At 63.4% G+C, this 24,576-nt stretch carries 22 protein-coding genes; 8 read left to right on the forward strand and 14 right to left on the reverse strand.

Features of this window, described 5'->3' with window-relative positions:
• Positions 1 to 64 precede the first annotated feature (64 nt).
• From L0V05_RS19455 to L0V05_RS19465, 3 genes are all read right to left on the reverse strand, one after another.
• A complete protein-coding gene (locus tag L0V05_RS19455) occupies positions 65 to 997 on the reverse strand; it encodes a substrate-binding domain-containing protein (RefSeq protein WP_234873159.1) in 933 nt (310 codons plus the stop codon).
• A 127-nt stretch (positions 998 to 1,124) separates the two neighbouring features.
• Positions 1,125 to 1,967, reverse strand: coding sequence for a 3-methyl-2-oxobutanoate hydroxymethyltransferase (locus tag L0V05_RS19460; RefSeq protein WP_234873160.1), 843 nt, complete (start codon positions 1,965 to 1,967; stop codon positions 1,125 to 1,127).
• Positions 1,968 to 2,006: 39 nt separating this feature from the next.
• A complete protein-coding gene (locus L0V05_RS19465; RefSeq protein ID WP_234873161.1) occupies positions 2,007 to 3,152 on the reverse strand; it encodes a fatty acid desaturase family protein in 1,146 nt (381 codons plus the stop codon).
• Between the two features lie 199 nt (positions 3,153 to 3,351).
• On the opposite strand from L0V05_RS19465, the gene L0V05_RS19470 reads away from it, so the two are divergent.
• The 5 genes from L0V05_RS19470 (at position 3,352) to L0V05_RS19490 (ending at position 9,199) form a co-directional block, all read left to right on the forward strand.
• Positions 3,352 to 4,377 (forward strand): LacI family DNA-binding transcriptional regulator, encoded by a 1,026-nt coding sequence (locus L0V05_RS19470; RefSeq protein ID WP_234873162.1) that lies wholly within the window; start codon positions 3,352 to 3,354, stop codon positions 4,375 to 4,377.
• A gap of 272 nt (positions 4,378 to 4,649) precedes the next feature.
• Positions 4,650 to 5,150, forward strand: coding sequence for a helix-turn-helix domain-containing protein (locus tag L0V05_RS19475; RefSeq protein ID WP_234873163.1), 501 nt, complete (start codon positions 4,650 to 4,652; stop codon positions 5,148 to 5,150).
• 181 nt (positions 5,151 to 5,331) lie between these two features.
• On the forward strand, positions 5,332 to 7,035 hold the full coding sequence (locus L0V05_RS19480; protein WP_234873164.1) for an alginate export family protein: 1,704 nt from the start codon (positions 5,332 to 5,334) through the stop codon (positions 7,033 to 7,035).
• A 32-nt stretch (positions 7,036 to 7,067) separates the two neighbouring features.
• Positions 7,068 to 8,141, forward strand: coding sequence for an SDR family NAD(P)-dependent oxidoreductase (locus tag L0V05_RS19485; protein ID WP_234873165.1), 1,074 nt, complete (start codon positions 7,068 to 7,070; stop codon positions 8,139 to 8,141).
• A 44-nt stretch (positions 8,142 to 8,185) separates the two neighbouring features.
• Positions 8,186 to 9,199: an SDR family NAD(P)-dependent oxidoreductase gene (locus L0V05_RS19490; RefSeq protein ID WP_234873166.1), complete on the forward strand. Its 1,014-nt coding sequence runs from the start codon at positions 8,186 to 8,188 to the stop codon at positions 9,197 to 9,199.
• A 128-nt stretch (positions 9,200 to 9,327) separates the two neighbouring features.
• On the opposite strand, the gene L0V05_RS19495 is transcribed toward L0V05_RS19490, so the two are convergent.
• Together L0V05_RS19495 and L0V05_RS19500 are read right to left on the reverse strand one after the other, a co-directional pair.
• Complete coding sequence (locus L0V05_RS19495; RefSeq protein WP_234873167.1) at positions 9,328 to 9,645, reverse strand: hypothetical protein; 318 nt, start codon at positions 9,643 to 9,645, stop codon at positions 9,328 to 9,330.
• A gap of 547 nt (positions 9,646 to 10,192) precedes the next feature.
• The gene (locus tag L0V05_RS19500; RefSeq protein WP_234873168.1) at positions 10,193 to 12,079 is read right to left on the reverse strand and encodes an amidohydrolase; all 1,887 of its coding nucleotides are present in this window, start codon (positions 12,077 to 12,079) and stop codon (positions 10,193 to 10,195) included.
• Between the two features lie 258 nt (positions 12,080 to 12,337).
• Between L0V05_RS19500 and L0V05_RS19505 the strand changes: the two genes are divergently transcribed.
• A complete protein-coding gene (locus L0V05_RS19505; RefSeq protein WP_234873169.1) occupies positions 12,338 to 13,027 on the forward strand; it encodes a Crp/Fnr family transcriptional regulator in 690 nt (229 codons plus the stop codon).
• Positions 13,028 to 13,334: 307 nt separating this feature from the next.
• On the opposite strand, the gene L0V05_RS19510 is transcribed toward L0V05_RS19505, so the two are convergent.
• The 9 genes from L0V05_RS19510 to L0V05_RS19550 all read right to left on the reverse strand — a co-directional run bounded on the left by L0V05_RS19510 (position 13,335) and on the right by L0V05_RS19550 (position 22,611).
• A complete protein-coding gene (locus L0V05_RS19510; RefSeq protein ID WP_234873170.1) occupies positions 13,335 to 14,825 on the reverse strand; it encodes an amidohydrolase family protein in 1,491 nt (496 codons plus the stop codon).
• 3 nt (positions 14,826 to 14,828) lie between these two features.
• Entirely contained in the window at positions 14,829 to 15,485 is a 657-nt protein-coding gene (locus tag L0V05_RS19515; RefSeq protein ID WP_234873171.1) for a flavin reductase family protein, read from the reverse strand.
• Positions 15,486 to 15,496: 11 nt separating this feature from the next.
• Positions 15,497 to 16,657, reverse strand: coding sequence for an amidohydrolase family protein (locus tag L0V05_RS19520; protein WP_234873172.1), 1,161 nt, complete (start codon positions 16,655 to 16,657; stop codon positions 15,497 to 15,499).
• A gap of 52 nt (positions 16,658 to 16,709) precedes the next feature.
• Positions 16,710 to 17,756, reverse strand: coding sequence for an extracellular solute-binding protein (locus tag L0V05_RS19525; protein ID WP_234873173.1), 1,047 nt, complete (start codon positions 17,754 to 17,756; stop codon positions 16,710 to 16,712).
• An 18-nt stretch (positions 17,757 to 17,774) separates the two neighbouring features.
• Positions 17,775 to 18,548, reverse strand: coding sequence for an ABC transporter permease (locus L0V05_RS19530; RefSeq protein WP_234873174.1), 774 nt, complete (start codon positions 18,546 to 18,548; stop codon positions 17,775 to 17,777).
• The gene (locus L0V05_RS19535) at positions 18,545 to 19,429 is read right to left on the reverse strand and encodes an ABC transporter permease (protein ID WP_234873175.1); all 885 of its coding nucleotides are present in this window, start codon (positions 19,427 to 19,429) and stop codon (positions 18,545 to 18,547) included. The genes L0V05_RS19530 and L0V05_RS19535 overlap by 4 nt, the downstream gene beginning before the upstream one ends.
• Positions 19,426 to 20,484, reverse strand: coding sequence for an ABC transporter ATP-binding protein (locus tag L0V05_RS19540; protein WP_234873176.1), 1,059 nt, complete (start codon positions 20,482 to 20,484; stop codon positions 19,426 to 19,428). The genes L0V05_RS19535 and L0V05_RS19540 overlap by 4 nt, the downstream gene beginning before the upstream one ends.
• Positions 20,485 to 20,621: 137 nt before the next feature.
• Entirely contained in the window at positions 20,622 to 21,296 is a 675-nt protein-coding gene (locus L0V05_RS19545; RefSeq protein WP_234873177.1) for a GntR family transcriptional regulator, read from the reverse strand.
• A 167-nt stretch (positions 21,297 to 21,463) separates the two neighbouring features.
• A protein-coding gene (locus L0V05_RS19550; RefSeq protein ID WP_406565995.1) for an IS3 family transposase occupies positions 21,464 to 22,611 on the reverse strand; the annotation gives its coding sequence in 2 pieces (ribosomal slippage) (positions 21,464 to 22,359 and positions 22,359 to 22,611; 1,149 coding nt in all).
• A 362-nt stretch (positions 22,612 to 22,973) separates the two neighbouring features.
• Here L0V05_RS19550 and L0V05_RS19555 point away from each other — a divergent pair.
• Together L0V05_RS19555 and L0V05_RS19560 are read left to right on the forward strand one after the other, a co-directional pair.
• Entirely contained in the window at positions 22,974 to 23,750 is a 777-nt protein-coding gene (locus L0V05_RS19555; RefSeq protein WP_234873179.1) for a DeoR/GlpR family DNA-binding transcription regulator, read from the forward strand.
• Positions 23,747 to 24,493, forward strand: coding sequence for an ATP-binding cassette domain-containing protein (locus L0V05_RS19560; RefSeq protein WP_234873180.1), 747 nt, complete (start codon positions 23,747 to 23,749; stop codon positions 24,491 to 24,493). The genes L0V05_RS19555 and L0V05_RS19560 overlap by 4 nt, the downstream gene beginning before the upstream one ends.
• Positions 24,494 to 24,576: the final 83 nt, after the last annotated feature.

The raw sequence follows: 24,576 nt of genomic DNA on the forward strand, positions 1-24,576 counted from the left end.
GGAAATCCTGTAGAGGGAAAGGCCCGCCCGCGATGCCTGTGCACCGCGGGCGGAGGTGTGGCAGTCAGTTGCCGCCCATGATCTTGTGATAGACGGGGGCCGTGTCCTTCTCGTAGAGCGCGCCGGTGATGATGTCGAAGCCGATCGGGATACCGTTCGTCTCCATCAAGAGCGCCGAGAGGCACATGTAGGAGGTGGCCTGCGGGTCCTGCCACATGCCGGCAGCGACGTAGCCGTCCATCACCTCCTGCGTGGTGTCGAGCGAGTTGCCCCAGCCCACGACCGGGATGTCGCCGGGCTTGAGGCCCGCCTGATCCCAGACCCGCTTGACCGAGCCCGTCACCATGTCGCCCAGGCCGATCATCGCCTTGATCTTGTCTCGGTTGGCGGTGACGTAATCGGTCATGCGGTTGATGACCTCGGCTTGGTCAAGCGTGGCATCGGTGACCTCCCATGTGATCCCGAGCGGTTCGAACACCGACTTGATGCCCTTTTCCTCTTCCACACCATAGGAGGCGCCTGGCACTTCGACCGGCATCCAGACGAAGTCACCCGACTTCACGAAGCCCTTGTCGACAAGGTACTGCGCCCAGGTCTGTCCGACGTGGATGAGGTCGCCGCCGACATAGGCGTTCCAGTCCGCCTGCGGATCCGGCGTGTTGAAGTTCACGATCGGGATGCCTGCGGCGCGGGCTTCCTTCACCACATCGACCATCGAGCCTGGGTCGGGGCTGGTCGAGCAGATGCCTGCTGCGCCCGCCGCGATCGCGGCGCGCACGGCTTCCTGCTGGCTCGGCACGTCACCCGAGTGGAACGAAGTGTTGACGGTATTGCCGGTTTCCTTGGCCCAGGCCTCGGCGCCCTGCAGGAAATAGGTCCAGACCGGGTCGGCTGGCCCACCATGCGAGATCCAGTAGAAGGTCTTGCCCTCGGCCAGAGCTGTACCGGCAGTCAGCGCAAGCACTGCGGTCGCGCAAAGGAATGTACGTCTCAGCATCGTTGTCTCCTCCCTTGTTTCAAGTTCTGCGATCGCCGTGTCGGCGCCGCGTAGAGCCGGGGGAATTCCGCCCGGTTGGTCCGATGCGCAGGCCCTCCTCGCCGGCGCACCCTTTCTCGCGCAGGGCCTAGCCCTGCCGCCTTTCCCCCTTTTCCAGACAGTTGATGAACTGGTCGAATTCCCCTTCGGACATGGCCACGAGGTGCCGGTCCTCGGGATAGGCGCCTGTCTCGACATCCGTGATGAATTCGCGGAACGCCGCGATGCGTTCGACCTGAAGCCGGGCATATTCGGCACGGAAGTCGCGATAGACCTTGGAATGGCGGGGAATGCGCCCGTCGGTGTAACCGAGAATGTCGTTGGCAAAGAGATACTGCGCATCGCAGCCCGCGCCGGCGCCCATGGACCACAAGAGGATGCCCACGCGCCGGCTGATCTCGCTTGCGACCTCTGGCGGCACCACTTCGATCTCGACCGCGAAGGCCCCGGCATCCTCGTAGGCGCGCACCTCGTCATACAGGCGCAGCGCCGCGTCGGCCGTCTTGCCGACGGCGCGGAACCCGCCGGTCCAGGTCGCGCGCGAAGGCACCAGCCCGACATGGCCGACCACGGGGATATGCTCGCGGGCAAGATGCTCGACCGTCCGGAGCGAGCCGGAGCAATAGACTGCGTCTGCCCCTCGGTTCACCGCATCTCCGCACCAGCGCAGGTAGTCATCGGCCGTGCCCGCCTCGAGATGGGTCTTGCCGGTCATCGAGAAGATCGAGGGGGCGACCCTGCGATAGTCCGGGTGGAACAGGACCTCGGGCGGGACCGATGCGATGTCGATCCCGGCCTCTTCGGCTGCGGCGGCCTCGTCGATCGAGAAGTAGCGCAGCATGGTCAACTGGCGCTTGCCCTTGAGCGCGCGAAGATCGGCCACGGTCGGCAGCCGTCTTGTCCGAACCACAGAGGCGCCGACTGCCGTCATCTTGCCTCCCCCTGTCGCTGTGCGGCTCTTTCCATGCCGTTACGCACTGCGTTCCGGCACAGACTGGTGCAGGACGTCCTTGTATGGGCGCGCTGTCGGGGGCAGTTCTCGCCTCAGGTAATAGCCGACCTCATGCCTTTGCCGCAGGATAGCCCGGAACATCTCGGCATAGGCCTGAGCGATCGAGGGGTTGGGCACCGGCAGGTCGTGCTTGATGAGTTCATGCAGCCGGGGCAGGGCGTGGTAGGGCACCATCGGGAACATGTGATGCTCCACATGGTAGTTCATGTTCCAGTAGATCCACCGGCTGATGGGGTTCATGTAGACCGTGCGCGAGTTCAGGCGGTGGTCGAGGACATCCTCGGCCAGACCACCATGCTGCAGGAGGCCGGTCATCACCATGTGCCAGCACCCGTAAAGCCGTGGCAGCCCGATCAGCAGGAGCGGGATCGTCGATTTCCAGCCCATCCCGGTCGCGAGCATCCACAGCGTCACGGCAAGGGTCGCGGCGTAGATCGCCATGTGGACACGGGCCCAGAAGATCGCCTTGGGCCATTCCGAGGCCGGGATATAGTCCTTCTCATCGGGCGACAGGATGCCCATCGCGTTCCGCGCGATCCCGACGAGCGACTTCCAGGCGTCGACGACCCCGACATAGGCCAGCGCCTTCAGCATCAGGCTGATCGGATGCATCCAGGCGATCTCGGCATCACGGCCGACGATGATCGTGTCGGTGTGGTGCCGCGCGTGGCTCCAGCGCCAGTTGATCGGATTGCGCATCACCTGGAAGGACGCAATGTGATAGACCACGTCGTTCATCCAGCCGGTCCGAAAGGCCGTCCCGTGGCCGCATTCATGCCAGCGAGAGTCGCAGGCCGAGCCGTAGACGACGCCATAGGCTAGCCAGAACGGCACCGCCCACCATGTGCCCCAGAACCAGATGCCGCCCGCGGCGAGGAGGATGTGCAACGCAATCCACAGGATCGTGTCGCGGATCGCCGGGCTGTCGCTGCGCTGCATGAGCGCCTTCATCTCCTTGCGGGAGACGTCGGTGTGGTACCATTCGGCCGCCGCGAGACCAGCCTCGATGGCGTGGCGGGCGGACTCGCCTGTCAGGGAATAGTCCCGAGGCGGGACGAGGGCGGCAGAGTGGCTGGATGAGTCGATATTCATAATGTGGCGCATCGCTTTTCCTCACCACTTTCGGCATTCCGAAACCTGCGACAACGGCAGATCACATCAGATCGCATCAGGTGGCCCTCGGAATTCGTTCCGCTAACCCATTGTGCAATTGCAGAAAAACCTATGTCCAGATTGCAAGGGGCCACAGGGCTGATGTAATCCGGTCAAAGTCCATCAGCTCGGGACGAACCGGGAGCGCCGCATGAGCCGAAGCACGATTGCCGACATCGCGCGCTTGGCGATGGTGTCGACCGCCACCGTCGACAGGGTGCTGAACCGCCGCGCCGGGGTCAGCCCCGCGAACCGCCAACGCGTGTTCCAGGCAGCGAAGGAGCTCGGCTATCTGCCAAGCGAAGGCGCGGTGTCGATGCCGTCGCGACCCGCGCATCTGGAATTCCTGATCCCCTTCGTCCGCAACGGCTTCATGCACGAACTGGTCGACTGCATCATGGCGACTGCGGGCTCTCTGCCGTTGGTGGCGTCCTGCAAGGTGACCCCGCTCGACGGGATTGGGCCGGACTCGCTTCTGCCCGCGCTTGAGAAGATTTCGCTTTCGACAAGCGGCGTCGGCATTGTCACCATCGACCATCCGAAGACCCGCCATGCGATCCGCGAGTTGAGCGAGGCAGGGGTGCGGGTTGTCACCATAGCCTCGGATGTCCCATCGACGCCGCGGGCCGCCTATGTCGGCGTGGACAACCTCGTCGCCGGTCGGACCGCGGCGCTGTTGATGGGGCGGTTGTCCTGCACTGCGGGGGGGACGATCGGTCTGTTTCTCGGCTCGCGCGCCTTCCACGGCCACCGCGAGCGCGAATTCGGATTTCGGGCCCTGATCGAAGAGCAGTTTCCTCAGCTTTCGATCCTTCCGGCGGTCGAGACGGGAGAGGATGCCGACCTGTCGCGGCAGGGCATGCTCAAGCTCATGCGGACCGCTCCCGACCTGGTCGGCGTTTATTGCGTCGGGGCCGGTCGGGCGGGGATCGCCGATGCGCTCCGCACGCGGACAGACGGCAAGCGGCCTTTCGTCATCATGCACGACCTGACGGAAAGCGCGCGGCTCTGGCTGGTCGAGGATCTCATCGATGTGGTGATCGACCAGAATGCGCGGCTGGTGGGCGAACAGGCGGTTATCCAGCTCCTGGGATCGATTGCGGTCAACTCACCGCTTCTGGCCCCGCGATACATCGAACCGCGCATCATCCTGCGCGAGAATATTCCCCACCTGTGAAGGGAGTGGAGCCTGCTCTGCCCAGCTGTTGCGCCCCTATGCTGCAGCGTCTCACACCTGATAGTGTGACCGGGCAGGTGCTGGCAGCCAGTTGTGAACGCGTCTCGGTTCCGTTGGTTCGCGATCAGCTCATGCTACATAGAGCTCTGCAACTCGATGAGGGCGACGGGTGCTCAAGGGCCGTGCGGCCAGGGCAGGCGGCCTGCTCGGTCGCGGGAGACCAGCATCGCAATCCGCGAATGCGGGTTGGCACAATCAGTAACGGAGGCACCGTGCAGGCAGCCCGAAACACAGACTACGAGACCCGTGTTGAACAGGTCATGGGCCGGTTCCGTGCCGCCTATCTCGACACCCAGTATCACTATGTCCAGTTCCTGACGGAGCATATGGTCGACTGTGCAGCCTCCTTCGACGGCGATCTCGAGGCGATGCTGCTTCTTGCAGTCCTCGGCCAGAGGCGACTCGAAGAAGCAAGAAACTCGACACATCCCGAACAGCCCGATCCGGCCCGGACGGCGATGACAACCATGCGCATCGCCGATGTCACCGGCATCCCGCGCGAGACGGTCCGGCGCAAGCTGGCGTCATTTGAGCGCAAGGGCTGGATCAGCCACCATCCGGGGCTGGGCTGGTCAATCGCCGGGCAAAGGAACTCCTCCGAAGTGCAGACGGCCCTCGCCGACCTTGAAGAGAGGTCCTTTCGCCGCCTTGCGCGACTCTATCTGCTGCTCTCGCAGGTATTGGAGGACGGTGCGCGGCGCACTGCAGACTGACCCCATAGCCCGCTGCCCAAAATGGGCGGGGGGTGGATTGTCAAGAGTCAGCTCTTGATCGTTAGTTTGTTCAGACCAGATAGGAACAGCTGTCGTGAGCCTGCGGCGATCCACTCAGCATGCGTGCGCTCTCCTTCGCCGAACGAGGTTTGGACCGGTTCTTGCCGTCTGGAGCCTGGCCGTGCTTCTGGTCCTTGCCGATGCGCCCGGTGCCTTCGCCCAGGTCGGTTTGGCCAATTCCGGCCCCTTCGAGCAGCGCCGGATCGAGTCGGTGCAGATCACCATCGCCAACCCGACCCAGGATGCCGCGTTCAACCAGCGGATCGAGGATGCGGTGCGGCGCGGTATCCTGCTGTTCCCTGACGAGCGCTACAACGACGATGCAATTTCACTGGCAATCACGCAGATCGTCCGGCGCAATCCGCAGATCGCCAGCATCGATTTCGAGCCGCTGCCCGCTGCGCTTGGCGGCGTCGATGTCAATGTGACGGTCAAGCTCGGCGACGGAGTTCAGCCGCCCGGTGGACGCGGCATGGCAGCGAGCGGGAAGTTCTCGGATTTCCCGCTTCTCCTCGATCGCAACGGCACGGTGCTGAAGTTCAAGCTCGATGTCTTCACGTTGATGTACGGCAACAACAACGCCTGGTACGGCCAGCCCGGTCCGATGCTGGCGGGCAATCCCCTCGCCGACGGTCCGGCGGGCGCCGGATGGAGCGATTGGGCCGAGGGCTACCTGCAATACGGCATCTATGGCATCACGCCCTTGACCAACAATCTTTACGCGTATGGCAACTTCTCGGTCATCACGTCGGGCTCCAGCGGGCAGGAACTGTTCACCAACCTGGCGCGCGGATACACCTATTGGGAAGATGCCTATGTCGGTCTCGTCGGCGGCAATGTCGACAGCAAGGGCAATCGGCTGACCTATAACCTCTCCGTGGGCCGGCAGCGGTTCACGCTGGCCAACGGCTTTCTCATCGCCAACACGGCCGCCAACGGCTGGAACCGCGCGGCGCTTCAGGCGAACGCGCGATGGGCGTCCGACCTTCTGGTCTTGGGCGAGGTTGCCTACAACCAGACCAAGCTTCAGGCCTTCTATCTTGACCCCGATGAACTGCCGATCCTCGACACTGACACCAGGATCGCAGGTCTGAACCTCGAGACCACGCCGGTGGACGGGCTCATGCTTGGCATGTCCTACCTCACGGTGCCGCAATCGACTGCTGCCTACTATTCCCCGACCGGCGGCCTGGTCGGTACGAGAGAGGGGATGCAGCTTTGGGATGCCCGGTTCAACTGGACGGCCAATCCCGAAGGGGTGCCGGGTCCGTTCATCGGCGGTGAAGCGGCCCTCCAGACCAACCGCAACTTCGGCATGAACGCGCGGGCGGGTTGGGCCGAGGTCGGCTACAGCTTCGCCAAGGCCAAGTGGAGCCCCGCAATCAGCTACCGCATCGCCTATTTCTCGGGGGACGATCCGGATACGCCGACCTATGAGCGTTGGGACCCGCTTCTGTCGGGCGGCACTGGCGAGCAATGGGTCCAGGGCATGAGCCATTTCAAGGTGGTTCAGGACAGCAACGTCATCGCACAGCGCATCCAGGGGCGGCTCCGCGTCACGCCAAAGATCGAGGTCGTGCCGCAACTCTGGGTCTTTCGGGCCGATACGCTGAACAACGTCGGTGGCAACCCGGCGCTGAGTACCCTGACCGACAGCACCTACGGCTACGAGGCCAACGTGACGGTGAAATGGTATAAGTCGCGAAACCTCTACGTTCACGGTGCGCTTGGCTTCACCGTCCCCGGCGAAGGCACCAAGGCCGCGCTCGGCGGCGATGCCAGCAACTGGCTCGCGGCAATGTTGTTCGTCCGCTACTCGTTCTGACCCCCCGATCCCCTTTTGCAAGGAAACCGCACATGGACGACACTAGCTTCGGCCCTGATGGCTTCGATCGCCGGGAATTCCTGAAATCAGTCGGTCTTGTCGCGGCGTCGGGTGCAGCGATCGCGGCTGCAGCCGGTCCCGCCGAGGCCGCCCCGGCTGACCTGGGCCCGTACTCGACACCGTGGGATCCGCCCGATCCGGTAATCGCCGGGCGGCAGAACATCGTTCCGGTTCCCGAAAACTTCTTCATTCCCGGCAGGTTTGCCGGCAAGACGGCGATCGTTACCGGCTGCGCCCGCGGCATGGGCCAACTCGCCGCAATCCGCCTCGCGCGCGAGGGCGCGAATGTCGTCGGTGTGGACTGGCTCGGCGGGGAGGGCCGAGCGGTGATCGACGCGATCGTCAAGGAGGGTGGAAAGGCCGTCTTCGTCGAAGGCGACATTTCCGAAACTGCGGTTTGCGACGCGATGGTCAAGGCCGCGGTCGACACCTTCGGCGGGCTTGATTGCTGTCTGAACAATGCCGGTGTGATGGATGCGATCCCGCCCGGTGAGCCGATCGACTACGCATCCCAGAAGGATCTAGCGATGTCGCGCATCAGCGATGCGTCGGATGCCTACTGGGATGTGGTGATGCGTGTGAATGCCACCGGGACGTTCCGCTCGATGCGCGCCGAGCTGCGGCAGATGCTGGCTCAGGGGCGTGGCGGCAGCATCGTGAACGTTGCGTCGGTTGCCGGCCTGCGCGGTTTCGGCGGAACCCCGTCCTACGTGGCGAGCAAACATGCCGTGAACGGGCTGACCAAGAACGCCGCGATCGACTATGCGCCCTTCGGGATCCGGGTGAATTCGGTCTGCATGGGCACGACGATCACGCCCATGTACGAGCGCGCCTTCGACCTGCTCAAGCAACGCGCGCAATCGGGCTATCGCGAAACCGGGATCGGTATGCTGAAGATCGACAGCCTGCTGCAATGGTCGAACCAGCAGAAGATGGGGTCGATGCCGGCCGAGCAGGTGGCGGTCATGCTGTTCCTGCTCTCACCGGAATCGTCGAACCTGACCGGCGCGACTTATGCAACCGACGGCGGTTTCACGACTTACTGACACAAGGAACCGGCAGCGGTCCGGTCCAAATGGGAGGCACAGACATGGACAGACGCGATGTACTCAAGGGGGTGACGCTGGTCGCTGGCACGCTTGCGGCGCAGACAGCCGCGACCGAACAGGCCGAGGCGCAAGTTTCGGGCGGCGCAGCGGGCGGCGGCAACGCCGTGGTGCCAATCAATCCGCCCGATCCCGAATACTTCATTCCCAGCCGTTTTGCCGGCCGCACATTCATCGTCACAGGATCGGCCCGTGGACTGGGCGCGGCAGCGGCAAAAAGGCTGGCGCGCGAGGGGGCCAATGTCGTGGGCGTGGACTGGATCGGCGATCTTGGTGCTGCCGTGAGTGCCGGTATCAACGCCGAGGGTGGCAAGAGCGTCTTCGTCGAGGGCGATGTTGGCGACCCGGCCGTGGGCGAGGCTGCAGTTGACGCTGCAAGGAAGAATTTCGGCGGGTTGAGCGGTGCCATCAACAACGCGGGTGTCCTTGACGGAATCTATTCCGGCGATCCGGTCGACTATGAAAAGCAGCGCTCACTGACCTTCGCGCCGATCCATGAGGCGACGCAGGACTATTGGGAGAAGGTGTTTCGGACCAATGCATTAGGCACCTTCCTTACGCTGCGGGCTCAACTCCGCTTCCTGGTCGAACAGAAGAAGGGTGGCGCCATCGTCAATGTGGGGTCGATCGCGGGGCTGACCGGGCTGGCCGGCAATCCCGCCTATGTCGCTTCGAAGCACGCCGTCAACGGGCTCACCCGCAACGCCGCCATCGACTATGCGCCCTACGGCATTCGCGTGAACTCGGTCAACATGGCGGCGACGGATACTCCCATGATCGAACGCGCCGGCCAACTCGTTGCCGAGGCGAGAAAGCATGCCAGCGGGCCGTCGATGGGTCGGATCAAGACGGACAGCATCCTGTCCTATACCGATCCGCAGCACAGGCCGGCCACGGTGGGTGAACAGGTGTCGATGATGCTGTTCCTGCTGTCGGATGAAGCATCGAACTTCACTGGCGGTGTCTTTCCAACGGATGGCGGCTGGACGGCCTACTGAAGCCGGCGCTGGATGGCAGTTCTGCCGACTGATGCGACCGCCACGCTGGCTTATCGACCGGGGAAAGCGTCATGCTGCGGACTGGCTGCGGCAATGCACCGGCGCGTCCCATTTTCGAGACTTTATGTTCAGTAGATGGGGGCCCGCGCCCAGTTGGCAGCGTCTTCTCTTCTTCCGTCAAGCTGGCACAACGAGACTGCCGCTATCACGATGCGGAAATGGCTGGTCGCTATGCGCGCAGCCAGCACCGCCCGGTCGGCAGCGGTCGCATAGTCACCATCTATTCCGAAGGGTAACGCCTTCATTATGCGCATCGGCGCCAGCATCGGATGAATCGGGCTAAGCCCGATCGCCAGTTTAATGCCCGCGCGGGTCGCGACCGTCTGAAAACGGACCACTTGCAGGAAGGCCCGCGAGTAATGGCCTTTGGCAGAGTTCGGGCTCAACTCCACCTACCTGTCCAGCCAGACCAGGCCCTCATCTGAGCGGCCCGCTCTGCGCTTGCCAAGGTCGAAGCAGCGCACGTCTCGCGTTGCAAACTCGCGTCATTCCCCGCGGTGGACAATCAGGATACCGGCATCGACCCACATGATGTGACAGGGATCCCGTCTTGGCAGCATGACTTGCCGTTCTTCAGGCAGAATGGTTTCGGACGGAAGTGACGTTGGTATCTAGGCTCTGGCGTGACCTTTGGTTGTCAAACTCCTTATGATTTCTATGCTCTGGGATGCGCCGAAGGCCTGGCCATGAAAATGTCTTGCCGCTGCGGGGATGGCCCCGGCCCGCTGCGCGGGCTTCTCGCGATCGCTCGTCCGGGAGGTCTGTTCATAATGGTGTCAATCAGGCCCATTTCCACGAGCATGATTCCGCTGAGGTCATTTCTGATTTGACCACGGAAGTCCGATATCGGTCCATAGCTGGTATTTGACTCACGAACGCCGGGCGACCGCGCCGGTCCTTTTCAGGCCGGCACCTTCACCATCCTAACGATGATCAGTGCAAGCCATGCGCCACCTTCAGCACATGTCGGAATGTCGCTTCGGCGAAGGCGCGTTCGGCCGGTCCGTCGGGCGTCTCTATCGACGCCTTCCGATCGGCCTTACCAACGGGCAATAGGCGCCCTTCCATTACGGTGCCCCAGACACCAATGTTTCGGATTTCCATCGCGTCCACCGTCAATGGGTTCCCGTCGAGGATCGTGAAGTTCGCGCGCTTGCCCGGTGCGATCGTCCCGATCTCGTCCTCGAGTTTCAGCGAATAGGCCGCTTCGATGGTCACTCCGCGCAATGCCTGTTCTGCGGTCACACGTTGCTCAGGTCCCGCGACGCGGCCCGAGGTCGTGAGCCGGTTCACTGCGCACCACATCAGGAATAACGGATCGCCAGGCGCCATCGGCATGTCGGAATGCAGCGACCATGCGACTCCTGCCCGGTCCAGATCTCCCAGACGCACCATTTCATCTGCTCGTTCGGGGCCGAGGCCCACTTTCCCATACTGGTCGGCCAATGCAGCAACGTAATAGGGATTGCCACTGACAATCGCGCCCAGCGCCTTGATCCGGGCGACCTGATCCGGGTCGCTGACCGCGAAGTGCACCAGAACCGTCCGGTGATCGTAGCGCGGGTTACGCCGCAGATTGGACTCCAGCGCATCTAGAACGCGGTCAAGCCCGGCGTCACCGTTCACATGGATATGAATCTGATAGCCGGCGTCCCAGTAGACGTGGAATGCACGCTGGAAGAGGTCATCGTCCATCATCCATTCCCCCTCATGCCCGTCGAGATATGGGTCGCGCACTTGCATGAGCTGGGAATAGATTGCGCCGTCGGCAAACAGCTTGACCTGTTTGGACGTCATGCTGGTCATCCCGCCATACCACGAGGCAAGGTTCTCGGTCTCGGTGATGACCCGGGCATCATCGTCATACATCGCAACCAGGCTTTTTCCATCCGGCATGAACGACCAACGAAAGGGCATGTCGGGGCTGGAAAAGACGGCGTTTACGCCATCTTGCACAGGCTTCGCCAGGATGCCGCCCGGTTCGTTCCCAATGGTAATGCCCTTTGCGTGCATGTAGTCGCGGGTCAGCTCTAGTCCCGCTTGAAGTTTGTCAGGCGTGGCGACGAGGGGCGCAGCGTAGGGTAGCACCGCGAAAAGCCCCTGCTCCCAGAATCTCTGTTCCCCGATTTCGCTCTGTCGCTGCGCGGTTTCAGAAAAGCCTTCGATGACCTCCTTGGTTATTCCTGCCCGCTGCAGGGCCGCAGTGTTGAAAATCATCTCATGACACGACCTCGCCCAGACAATAATCGGCGTGGTCGTGCTGATCATGTCGAGGTCCGCCCCGGTCAACTGGCCGAAGAACGCGGGGTGGTAGCCCCACGTCAGCACGGGTTCGTCAGGGTCCTTGCGTGAGGCGACGGTGGCTGACAGCCGACTGACGAAATCCTGCTTGTCCTTGACGGCCGGAACCGTTCCCGAGGGCAAGACCCAATCCTCGATCGAAAGGATGACGGATGACATCGTCAGCGCCGCGAGCACCGGATGGTCATGCTGTGCCACGAAGCCCGGGACGATAACATGGTCGACGAACGTCCGGTCGACCACGTATGGCTGGTCGCCGAGGACAGCAATCGTCTCGTCCAATGAGCCGACCCACAGGATTCGGCCGCGGACAACGGCAACGGCTTCGGCTGATGGGCGCGCCGAGTCAAGCGTGAGGATCTCGCGGGCCGTGTAGACGGTGGCCTGCGGTGGCGCAACGGCGAGGCTGCCGACATCTTGCAAGGATCCGGTCTTCGCCAGTACCCGCGTTGCTGGCGTCAGTGCGGTGGCGCCGAGAAGACCCGCCAGAATGAACGTGCGCCGCCCAAGCCTTGTCATCTCCAAGTCCCCCAACTTTGCTTTCAGTCCGGTGATGACCGCCCAAGAGAATACCGCGACCCGGTCCAACAGCCCCTTCCAGTCCGCGTGTTCCGGAGGTTTTGACAGAAGCAGGTTCGGATTTGGTCATCCCTACAAAATCTATTGTTCCAGATTGTTGTGAAGGAGATTGTCGTAGTTGAGACAAATAGCCCTATCTCATCGGGCGAATACTGAGAGGAACTGCAGATGAGGGTCGCCGGGCATGGGGAAGGGGGAGTGATCGATCGTGGAGATGCCGAACGCCGGATTGCTCGGTCCGGATGGTTAGCCGACCAGAGCGAAGATCTCCGACGTGCCGTCCTGAAGGTCTCACGTCTGATTCACTACCCCGCGGGAGAGTTCGTGTTCCATGCCGGTGACAGCGCCGGTGGTCTCTATGGCGTGGTCAAGGGCGGTGTGGGGATCTACCTGCCGTCCGAAGCCGGAGAAACGGTGCTGGCGCATGTGGCCCGTTGCGGCGTCTGGTTCGGCTACGGCCCTCTGACGCGGGAGCAAGAGCGCACTTTGTCATTTTCCCTAGTCGAGCCGTCGCTGTTGATCCACGTTCCGCTTGCGCATGCACAGGAGATCGGTGCGCGTTCTCCCGCGCACCAGCGCGCAATCCTGTCTGTGACAGAATACGGGATGGATATCGCAGTGAGGGTGATCGAGACGCTCCTCATACGTCGGCCTGACCGCCGGATTGCGGCGACCCTGCTTCGGATCGCGCCGTTCGACGAAGGAGATCCCTGCGCGGCCCTCCTCCGCCTCACCCAGGCGCAACTTGGCGAAATGGCGAACGCTGACCGTCAGGTCGTGAACCGCGTTCTGAAGCGTTTCGAAGCTCTCGGCTGGCTGCGCGTGGCCTACGGGCAGATCGAGATTCTAGACGCAACAGCACTCAGATCCTTTGCAACCAAGAGGTGATTTCAGCCGCACGCGCGACATGAATTGGTCTGGAACGGTAACGGTTCTGCACCGAAGTGCACAGGGCTGCGCCTTCCTGCCCTTCCCTGCACCTTTGGCCATCAACGAACGGTCGCTTTCCGCCCTTTTCGGCCGTTCCTGCAGGCTGCAACGACCAGCGCCTCAACCGTAGCGCCAAGACCCATAATGCACCGAGACGAAAGCCGAACTACCCGATCGAGGCAGGCAAATTTCGCCTGACACAGTCGGGACGTAAGATGGTCTCCACCCTTGACGCAGTATCCTCTGATGCTCCTGCGGCGCTCCTTTAGCGAAGCAGCGGGAAGGTAGGGGGGAAGATTGTCGCCAAGTCGGGCTGGGCCCAGGTTCGCTCGGGATAGCGCGCAAGCATCCTGTCGAACTGTGCCTGCGCCTGCTGACGGGCCGTAGGGGCGTCGAAACCTGCCAGCGCGCCGTCGCGCATCGAGAGCCGACCATCGACGAAGACCGCGCGCGTAACGCGTCCCGTCGCGCCGAAGATCAGCGACTGGACGGGATCGACCGTGGGTGCAAACCAGGGGTCCATCAGGTCGAAGACCGCAATGTCTGCCTTAGCTCCGGGGGCAAGCCGTCCGAGATCCGCACGCCCAAGTGCGTCTGCGCCACCCGTCGTTGCAGCCTCGAACACCTCTGCAGTGGTGAGCCCGGTCTCGTTGCCCTCGGCGGCACGGCCCACCATCAGGGCCACGGCCATGTTCAGCACCATGTCCGGCGGGGCGGTGTCGGTGCCCATGCCGATGCGGATGCCCATTTGCCGGCAGCGCCGGAACGAGCGCAGCATCTCTCCGTCGCGGGCATAGACGAGTGGGCAATGGGCGATGGTGACGCCATGCTCGGCGTAAAGCGTCAGGTCTTGCGGCTCTGCCTCGACCGCATGTGGAGCGATCAGGCGGTCGTGCAGAAGGCCGTTCGCCGCAAGCCATTGCGGCGCCGTCGTGCCATGCAGGCGCTGGAGGGTCTCCCGTTCCATGCGGCCCTGGGCCATGTGCAGGCGGACGGGCAGTGTCCGCTCCCGCGCGGCATCCATCGTGCGGCGCAAGAGCGGCAGAGTGCAGGTTTCCACACGGTCGGGGGCCAGCATCGCACGGATCAGACCATCCGCTGCACCGTCGATCCGGTCGGCGAAGGCTAACGCGTCCGACAGGCCCGCCAACCCCCGCTCTTCATCGAAGCGGGGCTCCAGAACGCCGGGTGCGGTGCAGACCATGCCGCCCGAGCGATAGGCCGGGCCAAGATAGACCCGCAGGCCAAGGTCCTGCGCGGCTTGCGCGGCGGCGTCGAACTCGGCGACGGTTTCGCCCCATTCGCGATAGAAGAGCGAAGCGATGGGCAGGGCAGTGGTGATGCCATTGCGCAGCAACTGGGCAAAGGCGAAACGCTTCTGGAAGGCCAGCTCATCCAGGCTGTACATCTCGACCGGGCCGCGCCGCACATAGTCCTCGGGCCAGACCCGACCGGTGGCCCAGCCCGGGCCGTAGTCGACGGTCAGCAGCGTCGTGTCGAGGTCGGACAACGCGTCGAGGTCGATGAAGCCGGGCGAGACCAAGACCTCGCCCAGATCGATGCGACGGGCGACCGCACCCGGAAAGCGGCGCCCGACATAAAGGATGTCGGACCCGTCGATCACGACCTCGCCGTTCTCCAGCAGGCGATGCCCGCTCCCGTCATGCGCGACGATCCAGCGCGCGGCAAGCGCCGTGCGTCCGGGGGCGCGTTGGCCAAGGGCAAGATCAGCGAGGGGCGTCGTCGGGTCAGACATGGGTCAGACGGCTTTGCGCGCCACTTTGGGCGTGGTTTGGGCGGCCTCGTAGGGCAAAAGATGCTCGGGCTTCTTGAGTTCGAACTGGCGGTCCGAGGTGATGTAGTTGTCGGCATGCAGCCGGGCGATCGGCTGGTAGGTCGCCGGATTGACATAGCGGCCAGCCTCGTCGAGGCAGCGGTCCTGGACGTGCATGTGGACCACCTCGCCCACGACAAGAATGCGGTTCGGATAGTCGATCAGGCGCTCGACCCGGCATTCGAAGGCGCAGGGGCTTTCGGCGATCCGCGCGGGCTCGACCTTGCGGCTGGCCAGCGGCGTCAAACCCGCAAAGGCCAGTTCATCGACATCGGAGGCGAAGTTGACGCCACAGACGATCATGGCATCAGCGAGCGCCATATCCACCATGTTGACCACGAATTCCCCGCTGCGGCGGATATTGGAGACGGTGTCCTTCTCGTCTCCGTTTCCGCGTGCCTGGATCCCCAGAACAAGGATCGGTGGCTCATGGGCAAAGACATTGAAGAAGCTCATGGGGGCCGCATTGTCGTGACCGGCGGCCGAACGGGTGGTGACCAGCGCGATCGGACGTGGGCCGACGAAGTTCGTCAGCAGGCGATAGCGGTCGGGCGGGGGAAGCGTCGTGAAGTCGAATTCCATGGCGCCCTCGGTCAGCCGGCAACCTGCACGCCACGCCGGATCACCTTGCGGTGCCCGGGCCTGCGGGCAAGAGCATCGCCGGGGGTGATCGCGTCGATCAGCACGAAGTCTGCGCGGTTACCGGCGGCAAGACCGTAATCGGGCAGGCCAATGGCCTTCGCCGCCTGGTGCGTCGCGCAGGACAGGGCGCGGCGGAAATCCTCGTCGGTGTTCCAGTCGAAGCGGAAGGCGGTGAGGAACGCACGCTCCAGCATGTCGCCATTGCCAAGCGGTGACCAGGCATCACGGATGCCGTCGGAGCCCACGCAGACCGTGACACCCAGTTCGTGCAGGCGCTCGATGGGCGGCACGGCAATGTCGGCGGGAACCGAGCTCATCAACGAGATGCCCTGCTGCGTCAGCCGTTCGCCCAGGCGGTCGAGATGGCTGTCCGGGATCATGCCGAGGCAATAGGCGTGCGAGATCATCACCCGGCCTTTCAGCCCCGACGCCGCCGTATAGTCGGCGATCCGGCCGATCTGCCAGGCGCCAAGCTCGCCCTTGTCATGCAGGTGGATATCGACCCCGGCCCCGGTTGCGGTCGCCAGATCGAAGATGACGCGCAACTGGCCGTCAGGGTCGCCGTCGATCCCAGCCGGGTCGAGGCCGCCGATCGTTTCGACACCCATCGCGATCGCTTCGCGCATCAGGTCGGCGGTACCGGGCCGGCAGAGGAGGCCCTGCTGCGGGAAGGCCACGAATTGCAGGTCGACCCGGTCCGACCAGGCCTCGCGCAGGCGGAACATCGCCTCGACATGGGAAAGCCCGATATCGGGGGCAATATCGATATGGCTGCGCACGGCCGTCGTGCCCTGGGCAAGCATCCGCTCCAGCAAGCGGGTGGCCCGCACCTCCGGAGGAGTCGGATTGGCGGACAGGACACGGCGCTCGTTGTCGATGTAGTCGCGCAGACGCGCAGCGCGCCTGCCGGGCACCCAATCTTCGCCCCAGAGCGTCTTGTCGAGATGGACATGGGGTTCAACAAAAGCGGGAAGGACCAGCCAGCCATTGCCGTCGACGGCCTGCGCGTCGGTGACTGCCGGACCGATTGCCTCGATCCGGCCATTGCCGCACCGGATGCCGATGGTCTGGCCGTCGATGTCGCGCAGGTTGACATAGGTGGTGGTGGTCATCGGTCCCTCCCGAAGTTTGGCTGTGCGGCAGGAGCCACCGCACAGCGACAGGTCAGCCTTTCAGGCGCGTCCAGATCTTGTCCTGCAACTCGCGCGCGGCGGGGCTGCAATCCTGCGTCGGCACCAGCCGCGAGGCATAGTCATCCGGCATGTTGATCGCGTCCATCGCGCGCCACTGATCGCTCAGGAACTCGTCGGACTTGATCGCATTGGCATAGGCGATCGCGTTCGAGACGGCCGCTGCATTTTCCGGAGCCATCATCCAGTTGATGAAGATCTTCGCGTTCTCGGGATGCGGCGCACTGGCGGGGATAGCGAAGTTGTCGCGGAACATCGGCGTCCCTTCCTTGGGATAGATGTAGCGGATCGTCCCGCGCTGTGCCGTGGCCCGCGCCGTCGCGCCGTTCCAGAGCTGGTGCATCGCGACCTCGCCCGACGCCATCCGGTCAACCGTGCTGTCGGCCGAGTAGAGCTTCAACTTCGGCTTCTGCGCTTCCAGCAACTCGAGGATGCGCTTCGCGTCGTCGTTGCTTTCCGTGCATTGCGGGATGCCGAGATAGAGGCTCGCAGCGAGGATCAGCTCGCTCGAGATGTCGAGCGCGGCGATCTTGCCCTCCAATTCAGGTGCCGGTTCGAAGAACACCTTCCAGCTTTGCTCAAGCTCGCCGCCCGGAACCTGCGCGCTGTCATAGGCGATGCCTGTCGTCCCCCAGAGATAGGGCGCGGTGTACTGGCGACCGGGGTCAAAGTCGGGGTTGGTGAAGGCCTCCTTGACGTTCACGAAGTTCGACAGCGTGGGCGCGTCCAGTTTCATCAGAAGCCCGTCGGCGATCATGCCGGAAACGACATAGTCCGACGGCACGATCACATCATAGGTCGCCCCGCCGGCCTGCAGCTTGGCCAGCAGCGTCTCGTTGCTGTCATAGCCGTCGAGGATGACCTTGATGCCGGTCTCGGCCTCGAACTTGGCCAGAAGCTCGACCGGGTAGTAGTCGGTCCAGTTGTAGAAATAGAGCGTCTTTTCCGCGTCTTGCGCGAAAAGCGGCGCAGCGGAAAGCAGGCTGAGGGCGGTTGCGGCAAGAAGATGTCGTAGCGGCATTGCAGATCTCCCGATGGGTTAGCGGCGCAGGCGGCCGAGGAAGAAGGAAAGCGAGACGAGCAGGATCGAGATCAGGAGCATCACGGTGGAGATCGCGTTGATCTCGGGCGTGATGCCGGCGCGGATGGCCGAGAAGATGTAGACGGGCAGGGTGGTCGTGCCCGGCCCCGACAGGAAGAACGAGGTCAGGAAGTCGTCGAGGCTGGTGACGAAGGCGAGGGTGAAACCGGCCATGACACCGGGCCACAGGAGCGGCATCGTCACCCGGCGGAAGGTGCGGAACCGGTTAGCGTAAAGGTCCTGCGCCGCCTCTTCGTAGCTGCCGCTCAGGCCATCGAGCCGCGCGCGGATCGGCAGATAGGCGAAGGGGATGCAGAAGGCGGTGTGCGCAAGGATCATCGCGCCAAGGCCCAGACTGATGCCGAGGGAGACGAAGAGGAGGAGCGTCGCGACCGCCACCACGATCTCGGGCAGGATCAGCGGCAGGTTCAGCACGGATTCTGTGGTGCTGCGCCCGGGAAAGGCGCGGCGCGTGGCCAGGGCCGCCATCAGCGCAATGCCCGTCGCCGCGATGGAGGCTGCCGTCGCCAGCACGATCGAGTTCCAGGTTGCGGCCTGGATCGACGGGTTTGTCAGAATCCGCGCATACCAGTCGAACGAGGCATGGGTCCAGACCGTCGCCGTGCGGTTCGCGTTGAAGCTGTAGGCGGTCAGCACGACGACCGGGATGTACAGGAAGGCGAGAACCGCGATCGAAACTTCGCGCGTGGCAGGGAAGCGGCGCAGGTTCATGCGGCTGCCCTCCGGTTGCGCCACAGCGCCATGGCGGTCATCACCACCAGCATGATCGCAAGAAGTACGACCGACACCGCCGCGCCGAACGGCCAGTTGCGCGCCGAGCCGAACTGGGCCTGGATCACGTTGCCAAGCATTGCAGTCTTGCCGCCACCCAAAAGCGCGGGAGTCACGAAGGCGCCAAGGCAGGGGATAAAGACCAGAAGCGATCCGGCGACGATACCCGGCATGACCAGCGGCAACACGACTCGCTTCAGCGCCCGGCGCCGCGTCGCGCCCAGATCATGCGCCGCTTCGATCAGCCGCCAGTCGAACTTCTCGAAGACCGAGTAGAGCGGCAGGATCATGAAGGGCAGGAAGGAGTAGGTCAGGCCGATCGCCACTGCGACGTCGTTGTACAGCAGTTGGACCGGGCCGAAGGGCCAGACGGCGTTCACCGCGCGGGCCGTCCACCCATCTTCGCGCAGGATGATGAGCCAGGCGTAGTTGCGAACGAGAAGGTTCGTCCAGAACGGGATGGTGATGAGCAGTAGCATCACATTTCGACCGGTCTTGCTGAGTCCCGCCATCCAGAGCGCTACGGGCAGTCCGAGGCACAGGCACAGAAATGTCGTGACCGCCGCTTGAGCGACCGACCGGAGGAAGATCACGAGGTAGGTTGGGTTGAGGATCATCGTACCGTCGAAATCCTCTTCCCAGACAAGCCGCAGGTAGTTGCCGATGCTGGGGGGCGCGGACCAGTCGACGCCGCTGCTGCCACCTTTCTGCAGAAGCGAGACCCAGCCCATCAACCCAAGCGGCAGGCCGATCAGGAGCAGGATAATCGCAAGTGCCGGCAGAAGGAGAAGGCCCCGACGGACTGTCGCAGAAGAAGTCATGCCTGCAACACCTGCAAGGCCTCGACCGGCAAGGACAGACCCACAGTGCCGCCGCGCTCCGGCATCGGGGCGGACAGGTCGGCTTCGCGGATCAGGAAGCTCGCGCCATCGGGGAGGGTAAGCTTGTGCAGCATTGCGGTGCCGAGGAAAGCCGAGTGGACGAGAGTGGCATCGATCACGCCGCTGCCAGCGGGTACGATCTTTGCGCGTTCGGGGCGGACTGCCAGTGTCACGCGGCCCGGTGCAGCGGCGGGACCGGGCAGGGTGGCCCCGCCGGGCAGCCGGATGCCGCCCGAGGCCAGGGCTTCCCCTTCGATCAGGTTGATGTCGCCGATGAAGTCAGCCACGAAGCGATGGGTCGGCGCCTCGTAGATGCTGCGCGGCGGTCCCATCTGCAAGATGCGCCCAGACTGCATTACCGCTACACGGTCAGAGAGGGTCAGCGCCTCTTCCTGATCATGGGTGACGAAGATGAAGGTGATGCCTGCCTCGGACTGAAGCTGCTTCAGTTCGATCTGCATTTCCTTCCGCAGCTTGAGGTCGAGAGCTGACAGCGGCTCGTCCAGCAAAAGGACCTTTGGGCGTGGGGCCAGAGCACGGGCAAGAGCCACGCGCTGCTGCTGGCCGCCGGACAGTTCCGCGGGGCGGCGTTGGGCAAAGGATTGCATACGAACCATCTCGAGCGCCTCGCCCGCCCGGCGGCGGATCTGATCGCGGGGCAGGCCCTGCTCCTCCAAGGCGAAGCCGACGTTCTGCTCTACCGTCATGTGCGGGAACAGGGCGTAGTTCTGGAAAACGGTGTTCACGGGCCTGCGGAATGGCGGAGCATCGGTTACGTCAGCGCCGTCGATCCGGATCAGGCCGGAGTCGGCAGTCTCGAACCCGGCAATTAGGCGCAGGAGGGTGGTTTTTCCGCAGCCAGAGGGACCGAGCAGCGTAAAGAACTCGCGCCTCCCGATCGTGACCGAGACGTCGTGGAGTACATGCACTGCCGTGGCGCCGCGGCCAAAGGCCTTGCTTACATGTTCAATCGAGACGGCAGGGTCGTCGTGCATGGGGCCTCCGGGGTCATAAGGGACCCTGAAGTATTGCATGCGATTCTGTCAATATCGTATGCAATATAAGACAATTTATTGTATACGATTTCCTAAAGCGTCTATTGTTTCACCTTGCCGATGCACCTTTCACCATTTCAGGGAACCTGTGCCGCCACCTCAGCCAGAATGCTACGGACGTCGACTTCGGCGCGAGTGCCCAATTGTGCGCGGGTGGCCACCTCTTCGACATGCCGCTCCATAAGATTGCCTGCGCCTACAAAATCACCGGCGACGATTGCTTCGACGATCTCGCGATGTTCGCGCGCCCCGCAATCTGCCGAGTGGGGGCGACCGTAGATCGCCATGACCAGCGAGCAGCGCGACACGATCTCGGTCAGGTAACGCTCGAGAAGCGGGTTGCCGCAAAGGCGGGCGAGATACAGGTGGAACTCGCCCGCGAGGCGGATCGCTTCGACATCGCTTTTCTCGGCGAGCCGGGTTTCATCTTCGACCATTTGGTGCAGAGTTCGTGCGGTCTCCACATCTATGCGCCCGGCAAGTTGGCGGACCATGGCACGTTCGAGCGCCGCGCGGATCACGAAGATGCCTCGTCCCTCTTCGAGCGTCGGGTTGGCGACAAACGCACCTCGATTGGGCTTCAATTCCACCAGCCCCTCAGTGGCAAGGCGCCCGAGCGCCTCGCGCGCGATCGTTCGGGACGATCCAAAGGCCTCGCCGATCATGTCTTCGGGTAGGCGAGCGCCCGGGGCGAGGCGCTGTTCCAGGATCGCCATTCGCAATGCGACGTGAACACGCTCCGTCCGCGTCATCGGACGATCTGTCTCACGCGTCGTATGGGTGCTCAGCAATGGTTTCTCCGAAATCGGGGATGCCTGCGGTGCTTACAGGTCCTCGGGTTCCAGTTATGGAGACACCGCGAATTCCTCGCAAGCATACTGCACTCAGGCTGGACTTGCCCGGCTTTTGTGGAGAGCGTTTAGCTCACTTCCCGGGCCTTTCGTTCGAAGGCGATGGGGCTCTCGAAGCCGAGCGATGAATGCCGCCTGGCGGGGTTATGGAACCCGTCGATGTATCTGGCGATGGCGTTTTCGGCCTGGGCGCGCGTCTGCCAGGCGACCGGCCAGATCAGCTTCGATTTGATGGTTTTGAAGAACGTTTCCACCATCGAGTTGTCGTAGCAGTTGCCGCGCCCGCTCATCGAGATCAGGATGCCGCGTTTGCGGAGCAGCGCCTGATAGTCGACCGAGCGGTATTTCGACCCGCGGTCGGAATGGTGAACTAGCCCCGGCGCGGGGTTGCGAGTTATGAGAGCACGCCGCAGGGCTTCGACCGCGAGGTCACGCTTCAGACGATCGTTCGTGGCCCAACCGACGACGCGCCGCGAGAAGAGGACCAGCACGACGGCGGGATAGAGCCAGCCCTCTGCCGTCCAGATGTAGGAGATGTCAGCTCCCCATTTCCGGTCCGGTTGTTCGGCCTGGAAGTCCTGGGCGATCAGGTTCGGCGCAACTGGCAAGGCGTGCTCGCTGTCCGTGGTCCGCTTGAACCGCCGTTTCTGCCTCGCCACGAGGCCGTTCTCGCGCATCAGCCGTGCCGTGCGATGACGCCCGATCTGATGGCCTTCGTCGATCAGGTCGCGATGCATGCGCGGACCGCCACAGGTGCCGTTCGACAGGGAGAACACCGTGCGAATGTGGGCGGGATGGACCATGTCCTGACGTCGGCGCTGGCAGGCCGGGCGGTCGTGCCAGGCGAAGAACCCGCTCTGGCTGACGTCCAGCACCCGGCACATCCTGTGAATGGGGACGCTTGCCTTCTCCGCCTCGATGAAGGCGAAGCTCATCGACTTGCGTCTTTCGCGAAGAAGGCTGCGGCTTTCTTTAGGATGTCGCGCTCCTGCTTCAGAACTGCGTTCTCACGGCGCAACCGTTTCAACTCGGCATGCAGATTGACCGATGCCTCGGCTGGCTCACCGGCATCCCGTTCACGACTGAGCCATTGCGTCAAAGTCGACAATCCGATCCCCAGATCCTCGGTGATCTCTCTCCGCGTCCGGCCGCTGGTTAGCACCAGCCGCACCGCTTCACGCCAAAACTCCGGCGTGGGTCTGTTCCCGTTTCCCATAGAACACCTCCTGGGTCCTCAGTTGGTGCTCTCCACATTCTCCGGGCAAGTCCATATGACCGACACGAGGGGGTCTGCGGTTTCGCCCAACACGCATCGCTTCCCTGAACTGCGAGATAGTTCCGCTCACTTGAAACTGCCTTCGAAGGCAGTGGTCTGAAACAAACCTTTGTCTGGATGGCAGGGTCGCCGGCACGCCGCCGCGTCGGAATGCACTGGGCTCTTAGGCGTCTGCCAACCGCTCAACTGTGCGCAAGGTTGCGCAAAGCTCTGAGCGATAAACGCCATATAAGCAAAAAGATTTGCAGATATCGACGAATCATGAGCATATATGCTCGCATAATCGGCTTTGGGAGGGGCCCTTGAACGACTCCGAGCGGCAAGACCGGATTGTTCAGCTGCTGAATGAGCAGCCTTTTGCATCCGTGCGCGACCTTCAGCTGACCATTGGCGTCTCAGGCGCGACGATCCGGCGGGACATCGAAAAGCTCCACGATGCCGGGCGCGTCCGGAAGGTCTATGGGGGAGTCGCTGCACTGGACGGCGGGCCTCGACGGGCAGCCGCACTCCCCTTTGTCGAGAACCGCGACATCGCTGTTGCCCAGAAACGCGCGATCGCCCGGACGGCAGCAGGCCTCGTCCGCGACGGCAGCCTTATCATCGTCCATGGCGGCTCGACCTGCTTCCATTTCGGCTGCGAGATCGCACACCGCAATGTCCGGGTCTTCACCAATTCTTTGCCGCTAGCGGGCTATCTCGGCGAGCATGGCACCTGCCAGTTGACGGTCGGTGGCGGCGATCTGCACCGCGAGCCGGGCATCCTCTATGAGACGGGTGGCTCGGGCTACACCTTCTATGCTTCGCAATTCTTCGTCGGCGCGCTCGGCGTCAGCGAGGATGGCATTCTCGAGCAGCACCCACTTCTGGTGCGCTTCACCGCCGAGATGAGCCGGTTGGCCAACGAGATCGTCGTGCTTGTCGACAGCCGCAAGTTCAGCGCCCGGCCACCGACCGTGACCCTGCCGCTCAACCGCATCGGGCGGCTGATTACCGATGATGGGCTCAGCGACGAACATGCCCGCATGCTGGAAGACCACGGCGTCGACTACATCATCGCCCAACGCGGGGGCGAGGCATGACGGCCCCGATCCTGCAGATGCGGAGCATCTCCAAGACCTTCGGGGCTGTGCGGGCGCTGCGGGATGTGAGTTTCGACGTCCAGCCCGGGGAATTGCACGCTCTGATGGGCGAGAACGGCGCGGGGAAGTCGACGTTGATGAAAATCCTGTCCGGTGCCTATGTCGCCGATCCGGGCGGAGAGATCCTGTTCGCCGGCCAACTGCGCCACGGTCGTGGCGACGGGATCGCGGTGATCTACCAGGAACTGTCGCTGGCGCCGAACCTGACGGTGGCCGAGAACATGTTTCTCGGCCGCGAGGGGCGGGCCATGTCGCTCGTGCGCCGCGGGATGTTGGCCGACCGTGCGCAGCCGATCCTTGATCGCCTCGGCGTCGGCTTTTCGGCCCAGACCCCGGTCTGGCGGCTGTCCCTTGGCGAGCGCCAGATGGTCGAGATCGCCCGGGCGCTGACAAGCGATGCGAAACTCATCGTGATGGATGAGCCGACCACAGCCCTCTCCACCCGGGAAACCGAGCGGCTCTTCGACGTGATCGCAAACCTCAAGGCGCACGGCATCGCGATCATCTACATCAGCCACCGCATGGAAGAGGTCTATGCGTTGGCGGACCGCGTCAGCGTCCTGCGCGATGGCATCTACATTGGGACCGTCGACCGCGCCGAACTTTCGGCGGCGCGCCTCGTCTCGATGATGGTCGGCCGCGACCTCGGCAGCTTCTACCGCAAGGAGTGGTCTGCCCCCTGAAAAGTGGTCCTCCCTGAGGTATGGCTTTCGAGCCATTTGGAGGATGCAGGAATGCCCCAGAAGAAGCACAAGCCTGAGGAGAT

This window comes from Alitabrizicola rongguiensis (genome assembly GCF_021491355.1).
Classification (GTDB): domain Bacteria; phylum Pseudomonadota; class Alphaproteobacteria; order Rhodobacterales; family Rhodobacteraceae; genus Aliitabrizicola; species Aliitabrizicola rongguiensis.

Coding starts and splice junctions, on each gene's coding strand:
- L0V05_RS19500 (WP_234873168.1), bottom strand. CDS start 12,079: ATGACAAGGCTTGGGCGGCGCACGTTCATTCTGGCGGGTCTTCTCGGC.
- L0V05_RS19465 (WP_234873161.1), bottom strand. CDS start 3,152: ATGCGCCACATTATGAATATCGACTCATCCAGCCACTCTGCCGCCCTC.
- L0V05_RS19510 (WP_234873170.1), bottom strand. CDS start 14,825: ATGTCTGACCCGACGACGCCCCTCGCTGATCTTGCCCTTGGCCAACGC.
- L0V05_RS19545 (WP_234873177.1), bottom strand. CDS start 21,296: ATGACGCGGACGGAGCGTGTTCACGTCGCATTGCGAATGGCGATCCTG.
- L0V05_RS19515 (WP_234873171.1), bottom strand. CDS start 15,485: ATGGAATTCGACTTCACGACGCTTCCCCCGCCCGACCGCTATCGCCTG.
- L0V05_RS19455 (WP_234873159.1), bottom strand. CDS start 997: ATGCTGAGACGTACATTCCTTTGCGCGACCGCAGTGCTTGCGCTGACT.
- L0V05_RS19460 (WP_234873160.1), bottom strand. CDS start 1,967: ATGACGGCAGTCGGCGCCTCTGTGGTTCGGACAAGACGGCTGCCGACC.
- L0V05_RS19560 (WP_234873180.1), top strand. CDS start 23,747: ATGACGGCCCCGATCCTGCAGATGCGGAGCATCTCCAAGACCTTCGGG.
- L0V05_RS19520 (WP_234873172.1), bottom strand. CDS start 16,657: ATGACCACCACCACCTATGTCAACCTGCGCGACATCGACGGCCAGACC.
- L0V05_RS19485 (WP_234873165.1), top strand. CDS start 7,068: ATGGACGACACTAGCTTCGGCCCTGATGGCTTCGATCGCCGGGAATTC.
- L0V05_RS19540 (WP_234873176.1), bottom strand. CDS start 20,484: ATGCACGACGACCCTGCCGTCTCGATTGAACATGTAAGCAAGGCCTTT.
- L0V05_RS19470 (WP_234873162.1), top strand. CDS start 3,352: ATGAGCCGAAGCACGATTGCCGACATCGCGCGCTTGGCGATGGTGTCG.
- L0V05_RS19490 (WP_234873166.1), top strand. CDS start 8,186: ATGGACAGACGCGATGTACTCAAGGGGGTGACGCTGGTCGCTGGCACG.
- L0V05_RS19530 (WP_234873174.1), bottom strand. CDS start 18,548: ATGAACCTGCGCCGCTTCCCTGCCACGCGCGAAGTTTCGATCGCGGTT.
- L0V05_RS19535 (WP_234873175.1), bottom strand. CDS start 19,429: ATGACTTCTTCTGCGACAGTCCGTCGGGGCCTTCTCCTTCTGCCGGCA.
- L0V05_RS19525 (WP_234873173.1), bottom strand. CDS start 17,756: ATGCCGCTACGACATCTTCTTGCCGCAACCGCCCTCAGCCTGCTTTCC.